A 16,047-nucleotide genomic window follows, 5' to 3' on the forward strand; every position below is an offset into this window, starting at 1 on the left:
TATATCCGGTACGGCGGAGGCCGTACCGGAGGTCAGGTCCGGCGGGCTGAGAACAGGCGCTGGAGCAGGATGAAGACGAAGAGCAGAAGTCCGATGAATATCTTGGTCCACCACGAGCTGAGCGTGCCCTCGAAGCTGATGACCGTCTGGATCAGGCCCAGCACGAGCACGCCCAGCACGGTGCCGAGCAGGAACCCCGAGCCGCCGGTCAGCAGCGTGCCGCCGATGACGACGGCCGCGATCGCGTCGAGCTCCATGCCGACGGCGTGCAGCCCGTACCCCGAGAGCATGTAGAACGACAGCAGCACCCCGCCGAGCGCCGAGCAGAACCCGCTGACCGTGTAGACCGTGATCTTCGTCCGGGCCACGGGCAGGCCCATGAGCAGCGCGGACTGCTCGCTGCCCCCGGTGGCGTAGACGGAGCGGCCCAGGCGCGTGTAGTGCAGCACGTACGCCGCCACGAGCACCACCACCGCGGCGATGATCACGCTCGGCGAGATCCACAGATCAGCGAACAGGTCGATCCTGGTCTGCGCGAACGCCGTGAACGTCGGATCCTCGATGGGGATCGAGTCGGTGCCGATCGTGTAGCACAGCCCCCTGGCCAGGAACATCCCGGCCAGCGTGACGATGAACGGCTGAATCTCGAAGGTGTGGATGATGTACCCCATCACCAGCCCCAGCGCGGCGCCGATGAGCAGCACCAGCGGGATCACCAGGTACGGTGGCCACCCGGGCCCCTTCATCAGGCTCGCCGAGATCATCGTGGACAGCGCGACCACCGAGCCGACCGACAGGTCGATCCCCCCGGTGAGGATCACGAACGTCATGCCGACGGCCACGACCAGCAGGAAGGCGTTGTCGATGAAGACGTTGAGTATCACCTGCCCGCTGGCGAACCCCTCGTAGCGGATGCCGCCCGCCACGAACATCGCCACGAACAGGCAGGCGGTCACCAGGACGGGCACGTACTTGGCCGGGATCGTCCTGAGGCCGTTGAGCGTCACGGTCGTCATGCCGTCACCCGGACCTTCTCCTCGGCCGCCGGGCTGGGCGGCACGGCTCGGCGGCGACGGCCGAACACCTTCTCGCGGAACGACTTCGACTGGATGAGGCAGACCGCGGTCACCACGAGCGCCTTGAACAGCAGCGTGGTCTCCGGCGGCACCCCGATGGAGTAGATGGTCGTGGTCAGCGTCTGGATGATCAGCGCGCCGAGCACGGTGCCGCCGAGCGAGAAGCGCCCGCCCGACAGTGAGGTGCCGCCGATGACCACGGCCAGGATGGCGTCGAGCTCGACCCAGAGGCCGGCGTTGTTGCCGTCGGCGCTGGACACGTTCGAGCTGATCATCAGCCCGGCGACGCCGGCGCAGAGCGCGGCGAAGGCGTAGACCATGATGATGATGCCGCGCGATCGGATCCCGGCGAGCCTGCTGGCTTCGGCGTTGCCGCCGACCGACTCGATCAGCATGCCCAGGGCCAGCCTGCGGGTGAGGAACACGGTGATCGCCAGGACCACCACGACCAGCAGGATGCCGAAGGGCACGGTCAGCCAGTAGCCGCCGCCGATGATCTTGTACGAGGGGCTGTTGACGGTGATGATCTGCCCGCCGGTGATCAGCTGGGCCAGGCCGCGGCCGGCCACCATGAGGATCAGCGTGGCGATGATCGGCTGAATGCCGACGACCGCGACGAGCAGGCCGTTCCACGCCCCGAGCAGCACCGACAGGCCGAGCGCCAGCGCCACGGCGGTGAACACGCCGGCGTCGTCGCTGATCTGCAGGCAGGCCAGCGCCCCCGCGATCGCCACCACCGAGCCGACCGACAGGTCGATGCCGCCGGTCGCGATGACCAGCGTCATCCCGAGCGAGACCAGGATGAGCGGGGCGCCGAACCGCAGGATGTCGATCAGGCTGCCGTAGAGGTGGCCGTCGCGCATCTGGATCGAGAAGAAGTTCGCGGTGAAGAACAGGTTGACGAGGAGCAGCAGGGCCAGGATGACGACCGGCCAGAGCAGGCGTCTCATTCCGCTCGCCCCCCGCCCGCGCCGCCACTTGCGATGGTCTCCATGAGCACGTCCGTGGTGAGGTCGTCGTCGTTGGGCAGCTCGGCGACCAGCCTGCGGTCGCGCAGGACGCCGACCTTGTGGCTGAGCCGCAGCACCTCCTCCAGCTCGGCGGAGATGAACAGCACCGCCATGCCGCCGTCGGACAGCTGGGCGACCAGGCGCTGGATCTCGGTCTTCGCGCCGATGTCGATGCCGCGGGTGGGCTCGTCGAGGATGAGCAGCCTGGGCTCCAGGATCAGCCACCTGGCCAGCAGCACCTTCTGCTGGTTGCCGCCGCTGAGGTCGCGTACGAGGTGCTCCGGGTTGGCCGGGCTGATCTTCAGCGCGGCGATGTACTTGCCGACCAGCTCGTCCTGCTGCTCGCGCGGGACCGGCCTGGTCCAGCCCCTGGTGGCCTGCAGGGCCAGGATGATGTTCTCCCTGACCGTGAGGTCGGGGATCAGCCCGTCCGACTTGCGGTTCTCCGAGCAGAACGCGATCCGGTGGTTCATCGCGACGCGCGGCGCGCGCAACGAGACGGGCGTGCCCTCGATGCTCACCTCGCCGGCGCTGGCGTGGTCGGCGCCGAACAGCAGCCGCGCGACCTCCGTACGACCCGAGCCCAGCAGCCCGGCCAGCCCCACGACCTCGCCCTCGTGGACGGTCAGCGTGAACGGCTCGATGGCCCCGGCCCGGCCCAGCCCGCGCGCCTCCAGGAGCGGCCGGTCGAACACCTTGGCCTCGCCGTGCAGCTTCTCCAGGGCGGCGAGCTCCTGGCCGATCATCTTGGCGACCAACTCGACCTGGCTGAGCTCCGCGGTGAGGTACTCGCCCACCAGCCGCCCGTTGCGCAGGATCGTCATCCGGTCGGAGATCTCGTAGACCTGGTCGAGGAAGTGCGAGACGAACAAGATCGCGATGCCCTCCTCCTTGAGGGTGCGCATCACGCGGAACAGCTGCTCGACCTCGCTCGCGTCCAGGCTGGAGGTCGGCTCGTCGAGGATCAGCACCCGGGCCTCGATGTCGATGGCCCGCGCGATGGCCACCATCTGCTGGATGGCCGGCGAGTAGGTCGACAGGGGCGCCGAGACGTCGAGGTCGAGCTCGAGGCGGGCCAGCAGCTCCGCGGCCCTGGCCCGCATCCGCGGCCAGTCGATCCGGCCCCAGCGCCGGGGCTCGCGGCCGACGAAGATGTTCTCGGCGACCGAGAGGTTCGCGCAGAGGTTGACCTCCTGGTAGACCGTGCTGATGCCGGCCCCTTGAGCCTCCAGCGGGCTGCCGAACGCGACAGGCTCGCCGAGCAACTCGATGGAGCCGGCGTCGATGGGGTGGACGCCGGTCAGCACCTTGATCAGGGTGGACTTGCCCGCGCCGTTCTCGCCCATGAGCGCGTGCACCTCGCCCGGCAGCAGTCGCAGGTCCACGCCGTCGAGAGCCTTCACGCCGGGGAACTGTTTGCCGATTCCGCTCATCAGCAGGATCGGCGCGGGTACGGCCATCGGCGCCCCTCTCCTCTAGCTCTTGAATGTGAGTGGGCCGGCCGCGAGGGCCGGCCCGGTCGGCGGTCAGTACTGGCGGTTAGGGAGAGCGGCCTTGGCCTGCTCCTGGTTGAACGCCGTCTCCTGCGTGATCACGCGGGTCGGCACGGTCTCGTTCTTGACGACCTTCTTGGCCAGGTCCATCAGCTGCGGGCCGAGCAGCGGGGAGCACTCGACGATGTAGTTGATCTTTCCGTCGGCGAGTGCCTGCATGCCGTCCTTGACCGCGTCGACCGTGATGATCTTGATGTCCTTGCCGGGCACCTTGCCCGCGCCCTCGATGGCCTCGATCGCACCCAGCCCCATGTCGTCATTGTGCGCGTAAAGCACGTCGATGTCCGGAGTGGACTTCAGGAAGGCCTCCATGACCTCCTTGCCCTTGGCCCGGGTGAAGTCGCCGGTCTGCGAGGCGACGATCTGGAACTTGGGCTCGGCCTTGATGATCTCCTGGAAGCCCGCCTTGCGGTCGTTGGCCGGAGCCGAGCCCGTGGTGCCCTGCAGTTCGACGATCTTGACCGGGTCGGTGCTGCTCTTGTACTCGTCCACCAGCCACTTGCCGGCCTTGCGGCCCTCCTCGATGAAGTCCGAGCCGAGGAAGGTCTTGTAGAGCGAGGTGTCCTTGGAGTCCACGGCCCGGTCGGTGAGGATCACCGGGATCTTCGCGTCCTTGGCCTCCTTGAGCACGGTGTCCCAGCCCGACTCCACCACCGGCGAGAAGGCGATGACGTCCACCTTCTGCTGGATGTAGGAGCGGATCGCCTTGATCTGGTTCTCCTGCTTCTGCTGGGCGTCCGAGAACTTCAGGGTGATCCCGGCAGACTTGGCCGAGTCCTGCACCGACTTGGTGTTCGCGGTGCGCCAGCCGCTCTCCGCGCCGACCTGCGAGAAGCCCATGGTGATCGCACCACCGCCACCGCCGCCGCCACTGCCGCATCCGGCCACCGCCATGGCGGTGAACCCGGCGAGCATCAACACCGAGATCCTCTTCAACACGTGGGGTCCCTTCTGATGTGAGCGCTAACACCAAGAGCACGGGTGCGTGCGCGCTTCCTTCCGTGTACGGCCTACCGCCGGGCCGTACTGGCCCGGGAGACGAGCGAGGGCGGAACCACGAGGCGTTCGCGCTCGTGGGAGCCTTGGCCCTCGATCTGCCGAAGGAGCACCTCGATGCTGTGCCTGCCCACCGCGCCGAAGTCCTGCCTGATGGTGGTGAGCGGCGGCGAGAAGAACTCCGATTCGGGGATGTCGTCGAAACCGACGACGCTCACCTGGTCGGGCACCTTCACCCCCTGCTCGGTGAACGCCCGCAGCACGCCCAGCGCCATCTGATCGTTGGCGACGAACACCGCTGTGACGTCCTTCATGCTCGCCAGACTGCGCCCCGCCTCGTATCCCGAGCGCGGGCTCCAGTCTCCGGCGAGCGGCTCCGGGGCCGGACGGCCCGCCTGCTCCAGCGCGGCCCGCCACCCGGCCACGCGCCCCTCGGCCTCCAGCCAGTCGGAGGGGCCGCGGATGTGCCAGACCGTCTCGTGTCCCAGGGAGAGCAGGTGCTCGGTGGCCATCCTGCCGCCGCGGACCTGGTCGACGCAGACGACCGAGACGTCACCGGCCTCGCCGCCCTCGACGGCGACCGTGGGCACCCCGAACGGGAGCTCGCCCAGCGCCTGGGCGGCCGACCGTTGCGGCGCGACCACCACGATGCCGTCGACGCCCTGGTCGGCCAGGTAGTCGAGGGCGTCGCTGACGCCGATCTTGTCGATGGACTTGAGACTCACGATGCTGACGAAGTAGCCGGCCCCCCGGGCCGCCTGCTCGATGCCGTAGACCGTGCTGGCCGGGCCGTACAGCGTGGTGTCGAAGCTGACCACGCCGAGCGTCCTGGAGTGCTTGGTGACCAGAGCGCGGGCGACGAGGTTGCGGCGGTAGCCGAGCTTGTCGATCGCCTCCATCACCCGCGCGCGGGTCTCGCTGCGCACGTTGGGATGCTCGTTGAGCACGCGTGAGACCGTCTGGTGCGACACCCCGGCCTCTTTGGCCACATCGGCCATGACCGGCGGTCGACGCCCCTGGGTCGCTCCCACTGCCGTGCTCCCTTCCTGGCTTGGCATGACTGTGAACGTTAACAACAGGTCTCGTCAAGAGGTCGTCCGATTACGGTCGCGTCACACGAGCTCTCTTGACTTCGCAGTGAGCGACCCTCATCTTTGGCGCTCAAGGGCCCACTCCGAATGTTAACGCTAACATATCCGCTGAGTCACCGGCCTGAACCGGCTCTCCGTGCGCGGTTACGCCGACGACGCCGTGGAGTCGCGGATCACCAGCTGGCAGGGCATGCGATGGACGCCCGGCGTGGCCCGTCCGTCGATGGCCGCGAACAGGTGCTGGGCGGCCGTCCGGCCGAGGAGTTCGAGGTTCATGTCCACGGTCGTCAGGGCCGGGCGCGTCTCGGTCGACAGCACCTCCCAGTTGTCGTAGCCGATCACCGCGATGTCGTCGGGCACCCGCCGCCCCCGCTCGCGGACCGCCTCCACGAACCCGGCCGCGACCTGGTCGCTGCCGCAGAAGACCGCGTCGATCTCCGGCTGGGCCATCAGCAGCATCTCCGCCGCGTGCCGCCCCCACCGCTGCGACCACGCGCCCCAGAGCGTCTCGCCCGCCTGCTCCAGCCCCGCCTCGGACAGCGCCAGCTCCACGCCCGCCACGCGATCACGGGCCGCCTTGTAGTGCTCGGGCCCGGTGACGTGCGCGATCCGGCGCCGGCCCAGCGCGATCAGATGATTCACGGCCATCACCGCGCCGCCCACGTCGTCCGGGACGAACGACACGTCCTCCGGATCGTCCGACGGCCCGTAGGCGTAGACCACCGGCACTCCGAGGTCGCGGCTGACGGACGGCCGCAGGTTGGTGCTCTCACCCACCACGATCAGCCCGTCGACGCGGCGCGACAGCAGCGCGCGCAGGTGGTGCTGCTCCCTGATGGCGTCGCCGCGGGCGTCGCAGAGCAGTACCGCCATCTCCCCCGCGCCGAACGCGTCCTCCGCCCCGAGCAGCACCGGGATGCCGAACCGGCCCGCGCTGTCGGAGGTGAGCAGCCCGACCGTCCGCGTCTGCCCGGACAAAAGCCCCCTGGCCAGGGCGTTCGGCTGGAAGGAGAGCTCCTCCGCGGCGGCGAGCACGCGCTGACGGGTCGAGGCCCGCACGTCCTGCCGCCCGTTGAGCGCCTTGGAGGCCGTGGCGATCGACACCCCTGCCAGGGAGGCCACGTCGTTGATGGTCGCGCGCCTACCCGCCATATTTTCGAAACCCTTTTCAGTAACCCGGTATCTAGGACAAACCATAATACCCATTGACAGGCCCCAATGTTTCTTCTACGTTTCCGAAAACCTTTCAGTTCACGGGGGTCCCGAAGGAGACAACCATGAGACGACGGCTGGCTGGGATCGCCTTCCTCGGTTTGTTAGCGCTCACATCCGCCGCTTGCGGCAGCGGTGGGAGCGCTGGGAGCGATAAGCAGCCCCAAGCGGCAGGCCCGGTCACGATCACCATGTGGACCCGCGCGGCGACGCAGGCCCAGAGCGAACGGCTGGTGAAGGCCTACAACAGCGGTCACAAGAACCAGGTGAAACTGACCGTCATCCCGACGGACAACTACCAGCCGCGCATCGCGGCGGCGGCCGGGGCGAAGCAGCTGCCGGACGTGTTCGCGGCCGACGTGATCTTCGTCCCGAACTACACCTCGCAGGGCCTGTTCATGGACATCACCGACCGGGTCAACGCCCTGCCGTACAAGGCCGGCCTCGCGCCCTCCCACATGAAGCTGGGCACGCTGGACGGCAAGCTCTACACCCTGCCCCACACGCTGGACCTGTCGGTCTGGTTCTGGAACAAGGACCTCTACGCCAAGGCCGGGCTCGACCCGGAGAAGGGGCCCAAGACGCTGAAGGAGTTCGCCGAGCAGGCCACCACGATCCAGCAGAAGCTGGGCAAGGACGGCAAGGTGCACGGTACGTTCTTCGGCGGCAACTGCGGTGGCTGTTACGTCTTCACCTTCTGGCCCTCGGTCTGGGCGGCCGGCGCCCAGGTCATGAACGCCGAAGGCACCACCTCGCTCAACGACCAGGCCGCGATGACCGAGGTGTTCAAGACCTACCACGACCTGTACGAGAAGAAGGTCACCGGCCCGACGGCCAAGGAGGAGCAGGGCCCGACCTGGACCGGCTTCTTCCCCAAGGGCGAGATCGGCGTCATGCCCATGCCGTCGACCACGCTCGGCACGATGCCCGCCGGCATGAAGATCGGCGTCACCCCCATCGCCGGTCCCGACGGCGGCGAGTCGACGTTCGTGGGCGGCGACTCGATCGGCATCTCCTCGACGTCCAAGAACGCCGACGCGGCCTGGGACTTCCTGTCCTGGACCGTCTCCGATGACGCGCAGGTCGAGGTCATGGCCAAGAACAAGGACGTGCTCGCGCGTACGGACCTGGCCAACAACAAGTACTCGGCTGAGGACCCGCGCGTGGTGCTGATCAACTCGCTGGTCGCCAAGGGTCAGACGCCGTACGCGTTGCGCTTCGGCCAGACGTTCAACGACCCGCAGGGACCCTGGCTGCGACTGGCTCGCGAGGCGGTGTTCGGCGACGCCGCGAAGGTCCCCCAACTGAATGCCGAGATAACGAAGTCCCTGCAGCAATGATCGCAACTCTCAGCAAGCCCAAGCGGCGGGCGGCGCACACGGTGCCGTCCGCCCGATGGCGGAGGAGACAGGTCCAAGGCTGGCTGTACGCCGCGCCGACCGCCGTCATCGTGGGCGTCCTGTTCCTCGCGCCGCTGGTGCTGGTCGTCTGGATGTCGCTGAATCGCTGGCCGCTGCTGGGCCAGGCGGTCTTCAACGCCCCCGACAACTACACCAAGATCCCGAAAAACCCGCTGTTCTTCGACGCGGTGCTCTTCACGCTGAAGTACACCGCCATCACCACCGTCCTGCTGTCGGCCGTCGCGCTCGGCCTCGCCCTGCTGGTGCAGGAGCGCCGGCCCGGCGTCGCCTTCTTCCGTACCGCGTTCTTCCTGCCGGGAGCCGTCGGCTTCGCCGCCGCCGCGCTGCTGTTCTACGGCATGCTGAACAACGACTTCGGCCCGATCGACCCGCTCCTCCAGACGCTGGGGATCACGCACGAGCCGGTGAAGTGGATCGGCACCCCCAACATGGCGTTGTTCTCCACGATCGCGCTCGTGCTGTGGCGCTTCGCCGGGTTCAACATGCTCATCCTGCTGACCGGTCTGCAGTCGATCCCCGTCGAGGTGTACGAGGCGGCCAGGAGCGACGGCGCCAACCGCTGGCAGATCTTCACCAAGATCACGATGCCGCTGCTGCGCCCGACGCTGGCGCTGATGCTGATCCTCAGCATCACGGGCTCGCTGCTGGCCTTCGACCAGTTCTTCATCTTCACCAACGGCGGCCCGGACAACAGCACGGTCTCGATGGTCATGGTCGTCTACCGCGACGCGTTCTTCCGCTTCGACCTCGGCGGGGCGGCGGCGCTGTCCGTCGTGCTGCTGGTCGCCCTGGTCGGGTTCAACACTCTGCTGATGCGGAGGCTCAAGTGAGGAGTGAACCCGACGCAGCGAACGGAGCGGTCCGCGAGGAACGAGCGGCCCGCGGAGGGAGTGAGGAGCGGTGAACGACCAATGATGCGGTATTACCCCACTGTCACGGCGCTGGCCATCCTGTTCCTGTTCCCGCTGCTGTGGAGCGGCTGGGCCTCGCTGGAGGAGCCGTCCAACTACCTGAAGATGGCCCAGTTCGGCGAGGGCGTCGGCACCTACGCCACCAACAGCGTGCTGGTGTCGTCGATGACCGTCGCCGGCACGCTGATCGTCTCCGCGCTGGGCGGCTACGCCTTCGCCCGGTTCGACTTCCCCGGCAAGAACCTGCTGTTCCTGGCCACGCTGGCGATCCTCATGGTGCCGTACGCGACGATCCTCATCCCGCTCTACGTGCTGCTCGGCTACCTCGGCCTGCAGAACTCGCTGCTGGGGCTGTCACTGGTGTTCGTGATGTTCCAGCTGCCGTTCGCGCTGTTCATGATGCGTAACGCGTTCGAGGCGATCCCGCGCGAGCTGGAGGAGGCGGCGCTGGTCGACGGCTGCGGCACCTTCCGGGCCTTCTCCCGGATCCTGCTGCACGCCGTACGGCCGGCGCTCGTCACGGTCGGCCTGTTCGCCTTCCTCGCCTCGTGGAACGACTTCTTCGCACCGCTCATCCTGCTCAACGACGGCGCGTCGTTCACCCTGCCGGTGGCCGTGGTCAGCATGACGCAGGGCACGTTCGGCGCCATCGACTACGGCATGCTCCAGGCCGGCGTCATGGTCATGGCACTCCCCTGTCTCATTCTGTTCGTCATTCTGCAGCGCCACTACGTGCGCGGATTCATGTCGGGAGCTCTGCGTGGCTAATCCTGTCCTGCCCTCATCGGGCGTGCTGTCCCCCCTCGGCCTGGACGCCGTACGTCCGGCGCCCGGCTTCTGGGGCGACCGCGTCACCCTCAACCGGGACGTCACCATCGCCCACTGCCAGGAATGGATGGAGCGCGAAGGCTGGATCGGCAACTTCCGTGGCCGTCTGCCCCGCAAGGGCAGGGAGTTCAGCGACTCGGAGATCTACAAGCTGCTGGAGGGGATGGCGTGGGCCGACCACCCCGCGCTGCCCGAACTGGCCGAGACCGTGGCCAGGGCCCAGGAGGGCGACGGCTACCTCAACACCCGATGGAGCGGCCACCGCTACACCGACTTCGAGTGGGGCCATGAGCTCTACTGCTACGGCCACCTCATCCAGGCCGGGGTCGCCCGGCTGCGCATGCACGGCGAGGACCGGCTGACCGAGGTGGTCAAGCGGGCGGCGGACCACATCTGCCGCCGCTTCATGGACACCTCGGAGACCTGCGGCCACCCGGTGGTGGAGATGGCGCTGGTCGAGCTGTACCGGGCCACCGGCACCGAGCGCTACCTGGAGATGGCCCGCCGCTTCGTCGAACGCCGCGGCCTGCCCGCGCTGGCCGAGATCCCCTTCGGCCGCGCCTACTTCCAGGACGACGTCCCGGTACGGCGCGCGCAGTCGTTGCGCGGGCATGCCGTACGGGCGCTCTACCTGGCCAGCGGCGTCGTCGACGTGGCCGTGGAGACGGGCGACGAGGAGTTGCTGAAGGCCGTCGAAGCGCAGTGGGAGCGCGCGGTCGCCAGGCGCACCCACCTGACGGGCGGCATGGGCTCGCGGCACACCGACGAGTCCTTCGGTGACGACTACGAGCTGCCGCCGGACCGGGCCTACTCCGAGACCTGCGCGGGCATCGCCTCGATCATGCTGTCGCACCGGCTGCTGCTGGCCACCGGCGACGCCCGGTACGCCGACGTGGCCGAGCGGACGCTGTACAACGTGCTGGCCACCGCGGTGGCCCTGGACGGCCGATCGTTCTTCTACGCCAACCCGCTGCGCGTGCGGGTACCGGCCGTGCCGCTGAACGGGGTCAACCACGCCGCCGAGGGCGGGCTGCGCTCGCCATGGTTCGACGTGTCGTGCTGCCCGAACAACATCGCCCGCACGCTCGCCTCGCTGCCGGCCTACGTGGCCACCAGTGACGCGGGCGGGGTGCAGATCCACCACTTCACGCCCGGCGAGATCACCCACGGGCCGCTCGCGTTGCGGGTGGAGACCGGGTATCCGTGGTCGGGCGGGGTGCGCGTGCGGGTCCTTTCTGGTGGCAGCGGGCGGATCTCGCTGCGCGTGCCCGCCTGGGCGAAGGGTGCCACGCTCGCGTACGGGCCGGCGGGTCCGGACGGTGGCGCGGGGTCAGACGCTGGTGGGTCGGACATTTCGCATATGTCGGGCAGTCGGGAGGTCGAGCCCGGGTACGCCGTCGTCGCGGGCGACTGGCGGCCCGGTGACGAGATCCGTCTCGACCTGCCCATGGCTCCCCGATGGACCTTCCCCGACCGGCGCGTGGACGCGCTGCGCGGGAGCGTCGCGGTGGAGCGCGGGCCCCTCGTCTACTGCGCGGAGTCGGTCGCCGACGAACCGCCCCTCGCCGACGTGGCCGCCCGCATCTCATCCGCACCCATCGACCACCAGACCGGCTCTCCGGAAGGGGCGTCCGCAGCCGTCCCCGTACCGAGGGCGGCCGGTTCCGAGGCGGGCGCGCCCGATCCCGTCGCGGGCGCGCCCGCCGATCCCGTTGTGGAGATCGAGGTCGCCGTCGTGCTCGGGGCTCCGGCCACCGATGACTGGCCGTACGGGCCGACGCCCGATGCGCCGGAGGGCGCGGAGACCGTGCTGCGGCTGGTGCCGTACCACCGCTGGGGCAATCGCGGCCCCGCCACCATGCGCGTCTGGCTGCCCGTCGCCGACTGACACACCCCCATGGAGAACCCCGTGCGCAGAACCCTCTCCGGCCTGGCCGCGTTAGCCGTCGCGGGCAGTCTGCTCGCCGCCGGCTCCCCGGCCACGGCCGTCCAGGACGATCTCGGTATGCCGGTGTTCACCGGCGCCGACCCCGTCCCGGCCGAGCCCGTCCGCTACCAGCCGCGCAAGATGATGGAGGAGATCTACAAGAAGGAGAAGGGCGGCGACTCGTACTGGATCGACCGCATGCTGGCCCGCCCCGGCGACGATCCGGCGGGCACGTGGCTGATGTCGCGGGGCCGGGCGCTGTTCATGAAGGAGCACGACCCGTCGGTCATCGGCTTCGGCGGCAGCGTGGCGTACTGGGAGAGCATCGACAACCGCGACGCCTACAGCGTCTCGCTCGGCACGGACCTCAAGGAGGACGTGAGCAAGCGGTTGCAGATGCCCAGCCACTGGACCGGCCAGTACGCGGGCGGCGATCTGGCCGTGACCGTCAAGAAGTTCATCACGCACGAGAACGTGGCGGTCACCACGCTCGCGGTCACGAACAGGGGCACCGCGAAGCTCCAGGTGCCGGTCACGGTGACCTCTCCGTACACGAAGACCGCGGACGGCGACCGTGAGCTGACCGGCGTGGTGGCGGCGAAGAACCGGCTGACCACGATCTTCCCCCGGCTCAGCGGCGACGGCCTGAAGGTCGCGGACGGCGCGCTGAAGGGGACGCTCTCGGTCGAGCCGGGCAAGACCGTGCGGGCCAAGGTGCAGATGGGCTTCGTCACCGAGGAGCTGGCCGGGTCGCGCGGCGAGTACGACGCCTACAAGGGCCGCTCGCCGGAGAAGGCGCTGCGCCGCCAGCTCCAGGACTACAACGCCTGGTGGGCGGAGAACCTGCCCTACATCGACGTGCCGGACGCCAACATCAAGAAGTTCGTCTACTACCGCTGGTGGTTGATGCGGTTCAACTTCCTGGACGCCGACATCCCGGGGAACGACTTCCAGTTCCCGACGTCGGTGGAGGGGGCGCTGGGCTACAACAACGCGATCGTACTGACCGTGCCGATGTTCTTGCAGGATCTGAAGTATCTGCGGGACCCGATCTACTCGTACGGCCCGTGGGTGTCGGCCGGCGAAGTATCACGTAACTCGAAATATACGGATAACCCGGGCGATCCGGAGAACTGGTCGAACAGCTACACCCAGTACATCTCGGCTTCCGCGCTGGAGAGCTACCAACTCCACGGCGGCCAGCCCGCGATCCTGCGCAACCTGGCCCGCTACGCGGAGAAGGACGTCTACGGGCAACTCAACGCCTACGACTCCAACAAGAACGGGGTCATCGAGTACGACTGGGAGGCGATGACCGGCAACGACGCCGACGCGGTGTCCTTCCACTACTACAACCGGGCGAACGAGCGACTCGAGGGCGCCTATGTCTACGCCAACGCGATGGCGGCGGCGCAGGCGTACACGCTGATCGGCGACACCGCGAAGGCCGCTGAGCTGCGGGGCGTGGCCGACAAGGTGAAGAACGGCATTCTCACCCTGCTCTGGGACGACCAGAACAAGCTCTTCAAGCACCGCGACCTGCAGACGGGCAACCTGATTCCGTGGAAGGAATCGAACAACTACATCCCGTTCGCCACCGGCCTGGTCCCGACGGACGACCCGAAATATCGGGAGGCGCTCCGTCTATGGGCCGACCCCGCCGAATATCCGATTTTCCCGGCCTATACGGCAAATCAGAAGGACAAGGCGGAGGCCGCCGCGGCAGGGCATCCGGGGTCTAACAACTTCTCGCAGATCAACTCGACCCGGAACTTCTCGCTGTTCTCCAGGGCGCTGCGCGACTACACCTCGCCGTACATCACGGCCGACCAGTACAAGCAGTTGCTGTACTGGAACGCCTGGTCGCAGTTCGTCGGCGGCGACACCCGTTACCCGGACGCCAACGAGTTCTGGTCGAACTGGAATCCCGCCACCAAGACCATCGACTACCGGTCGTGGATCCACCATACGATCCTCGGTAGTAGCAACTGGACGGTCATCGAGGACGTGATGGGCCTGCGCCCGCGCTCCGACGGCAAGGTCGAGCTGTGGCCGGTCGACATCGGCTGGGACCATTTCACCGTCAACGGCATCAACTACCGCGGCAGCGACCTGAGCATCGTCTGGGACAAGCCCGGCGACGGCAAAACGCACTACGCGGGCGTGCCCGAGGGTTACTCGATCCTCATCGACGGCAAGCGCAAGGTCACGCTGTCCGGGCTCGCGCACGCGGTCTGGGATCCGGCGACGGGCAAGGTCGAGGGCGGCGTTGAGAAAAGCACGGTGGTGCACGCCGAGGCGGCGCGGTCGATGAAGGCCCCGGCCGAGGTGAAGCTGTCGGGCAACCGGGTCGAGGACCTGTTCCAGAAGGCCGGGGTCGATCTCGGCTCCACCCGGCCGAACCTGGTCAAGTCCGCCACGGCCTCCTACGGCGACCCGGCGGGCGCGGTGGACGGGTTCACGATCAACGAGCCGTACTGGGGCAGCAAGGGCTCCGGCAAGGCACAGGACTGGCTGGAGGTGGACCTGGGCTCGGCCCGGCCGGTCGACCGGCTGCGGCTGTACTTCTACAACGACCGCAAGAGCCACAGCGAGCCCGCCCTGTACTCGGTGCAGTACCTCGACGGCTCCACCTGGAAGGACGTGCCCGGCCAGGCCAAGGAACCAGTCTATCCCCGGGCCAACCTCAACGAGGTCCGCTTCAGGTCCGTCACCGCCCAGAAGCTGCGCGTGCTGGTCACCCACCGGCCGGGCTACTCGACGGGGTTGAAGGAGGTGCAGGCGTACGCGACCGGCTCGGCTCCGCCGTCCGTGGGTAATCGGGCTCCGTACGTGCTGGCCGTACAGGACGCGACCTTCAACCGCCCCGGGCAGGCCAGGCTGGACGCGGTCGTCAAGGACGACGGGCTGCCGTCGGGGACGCTCAGCATGGGATGGAGCGTCGTCGACGGACCGGGGCAGGCGTTCTTCACCGACCCGGCGAACCCGGCCACGGTCGCGTCGTTCACCGAGGCGGGCACGTACCACCTGAAGCTGACCGCCTCCGACGGCGCCAAGTCGGCGTCCGGCACGGTCGCCGTCACGGTGGGCGCGCTGGGCACGCAGGTGAACGTGGCGCCGTACGCGACGCCGACCGCCTCCTACACCTCGCCGTGGGAGAAGGTGACGGCGATCAACGACGGCATCGAGCCGCCGCGCTCCAACGACGGCGCCAACCCGCGCTGGGGGACCTGGCCGCAGGAGGGCACGCAGTGGGTGCAGCTCGACTGGCCCTCGCCGGTACGGGTGAACAAGGCCGACCTGTACTTCTTCGACGACGGCGGCGGCGTCCGCGTCCCGGCGTCGTGGAAGATCCAGGCGTGGGACGGCGACTCCTTCGAGGACGTGACCGGCGCCGCCGCCTACCCGACCGCGGCCGACGCCTACAACACGGTCTCGTTCGACACGGTGACGACGACGAAGCTGCGCGCCGAACTCGTGTCCGGCCCGGCGTCCGTCGGCGTGCTGGAGTGGAAGGCGTACGCGGTGCCGCCGGACTCGGTGCGGCCCGTGCACGTCCCGACGGTGGCCGGCACGCTGCCCCAGCTCCCGGCCAAGGTGGAGACGCTGTACGCGGACGGCGGCCGGGGTCAGGCCGCGGTGACGTGGCAGCAGGTGACCGCCGACCAGGTCAAGACCGGTGGCACCAGCTTCAAGGTCGCCGGCCTCGCCGAGGGCCTGCGCTCGCCCGTCGAGGCCACGGTGTACGTCAGGACGAGTCCGGCGGTGACCATCACCTCGATCGCCGAGGAGGCGGTGCGGACCCGGGCGGGCACCGCGCCGTCGCTGCCGGCCACCGTCGTGGCCACCTACAACGACGGGTCCAAGGACAGCTCGGTCGCGGTCACGTGGGCGGCGATCGATCCCGGTTCGTACGCCTCCCCCGGCACCTTCTCGGTGACCGGGCAGGTGGCGGGCACCACGGTCCCGGCGAACGCGACGGTGATAGTGGAGTGACCACCACAATAAACCCGATATTTCGC

Annotated in this window: 11 protein-coding genes; 5 read left to right on the top strand and 6 right to left on the bottom strand. The window is 68.5% G+C overall.

Annotated elements, in window-relative coordinates; all coding sequences use genetic code 11:
• Positions 1-32: 32 nt before the first annotated feature.
• The 6 genes from yjfF to AB0B61_RS36965 all read right to left on the bottom strand — a co-directional run bounded on the left by yjfF (position 33) and on the right by AB0B61_RS36965 (position 6,878).
• Positions 33-1,016 carry a galactofuranose ABC transporter, permease protein YjfF gene (gene yjfF, locus AB0B61_RS36940; protein ID WP_358442201.1) on the bottom strand — a complete coding sequence of 328 codons (984 nt, stop codon included), beginning with the start codon at positions 1,014-1,016 and terminating at the stop codon, positions 33-35.
• Positions 1,013-2,026 carry an ABC transporter permease gene (locus tag AB0B61_RS36945; RefSeq protein ID WP_358442204.1) on the bottom strand — a complete coding sequence of 338 codons (1,014 nt, stop codon included), beginning with the start codon at positions 2,024-2,026 and terminating at the stop codon, positions 1,013-1,015. Before AB0B61_RS36945 ends, yjfF begins: the two co-directional genes overlap by 4 nt.
• Entirely contained in the window at positions 2,023-3,546 is a 1,524-nt protein-coding gene (locus AB0B61_RS36950) for a sugar ABC transporter ATP-binding protein (protein WP_358442206.1), read from the bottom strand. The genes AB0B61_RS36945 and AB0B61_RS36950 overlap by 4 nt, the downstream gene beginning before the upstream one ends.
• A 66-nt stretch (positions 3,547-3,612) precedes the next feature.
• Positions 3,613-4,578, bottom strand: coding sequence for an ABC transporter substrate-binding protein (locus tag AB0B61_RS36955; protein WP_358442208.1), 966 nt, complete (start codon positions 4,576-4,578; stop codon positions 3,613-3,615).
• A 71-nt stretch (positions 4,579-4,649) separates the two neighbouring features.
• Positions 4,650-5,633 carry a LacI family DNA-binding transcriptional regulator gene (locus AB0B61_RS36960; protein WP_358442376.1) on the bottom strand — a complete coding sequence of 328 codons (984 nt, stop codon included), beginning with the start codon at positions 5,631-5,633 and terminating at the stop codon, positions 4,650-4,652.
• Positions 5,634-5,870: 237 nt separating this feature from the next.
• Positions 5,871-6,878: a LacI family DNA-binding transcriptional regulator gene (locus AB0B61_RS36965; RefSeq protein WP_358442209.1), complete on the bottom strand. Its 1,008-nt coding sequence runs from the start codon at positions 6,876-6,878 to the stop codon at positions 5,871-5,873.
• Positions 6,879-7,129: 251 nt separating this feature from the next.
• On the opposite strand from AB0B61_RS36965, the gene AB0B61_RS36970 reads away from it, so the two are divergent.
• The 5 genes from AB0B61_RS36970 (at position 7,130) to AB0B61_RS36990 (ending at position 16,021) form a co-directional block, all read left to right on the top strand.
• Complete coding sequence (locus AB0B61_RS36970) at positions 7,130-8,278, top strand: sugar ABC transporter substrate-binding protein (protein WP_358442212.1); 1,149 nt, start codon at positions 7,130-7,132, stop codon at positions 8,276-8,278.
• The gene (locus AB0B61_RS36975) at positions 8,275-9,189 is read left to right on the top strand and encodes a sugar ABC transporter permease (protein WP_358442215.1); all 915 of its coding nucleotides are present in this window, start codon (positions 8,275-8,277) and stop codon (positions 9,187-9,189) included. The genes AB0B61_RS36970 and AB0B61_RS36975 overlap by 4 nt, the downstream gene beginning before the upstream one ends.
• Before the next feature lie 81 nt (positions 9,190-9,270).
• Positions 9,271-10,038, top strand: coding sequence for a carbohydrate ABC transporter permease (locus AB0B61_RS36980; RefSeq protein WP_358442218.1), 768 nt, complete (start codon positions 9,271-9,273; stop codon positions 10,036-10,038).
• Positions 10,031-11,986, top strand: a complete 1,956-nt coding sequence (locus AB0B61_RS36985; RefSeq protein ID WP_358442220.1) for a beta-L-arabinofuranosidase domain-containing protein — start codon at positions 10,031-10,033, stop codon at positions 11,984-11,986. Before AB0B61_RS36980 ends, AB0B61_RS36985 begins: the two co-directional genes overlap by 8 nt.
• A 21-nt stretch (positions 11,987-12,007) precedes the next feature.
• On the top strand, positions 12,008-16,021 hold the full coding sequence (locus tag AB0B61_RS36990; RefSeq protein ID WP_358442223.1) for an Ig-like domain-containing protein: 4,014 nt from the start codon (positions 12,008-12,010) through the stop codon (positions 16,019-16,021).
• Positions 16,022-16,047 lie beyond the last annotated feature (26 nt).

The organism is Nonomuraea sp. NPDC049158, from assembly GCF_040648335.1.
In the GTDB taxonomy this organism is placed as follows: Bacteria; Actinomycetota; Actinomycetes; order Streptosporangiales; family Streptosporangiaceae; genus Nonomuraea.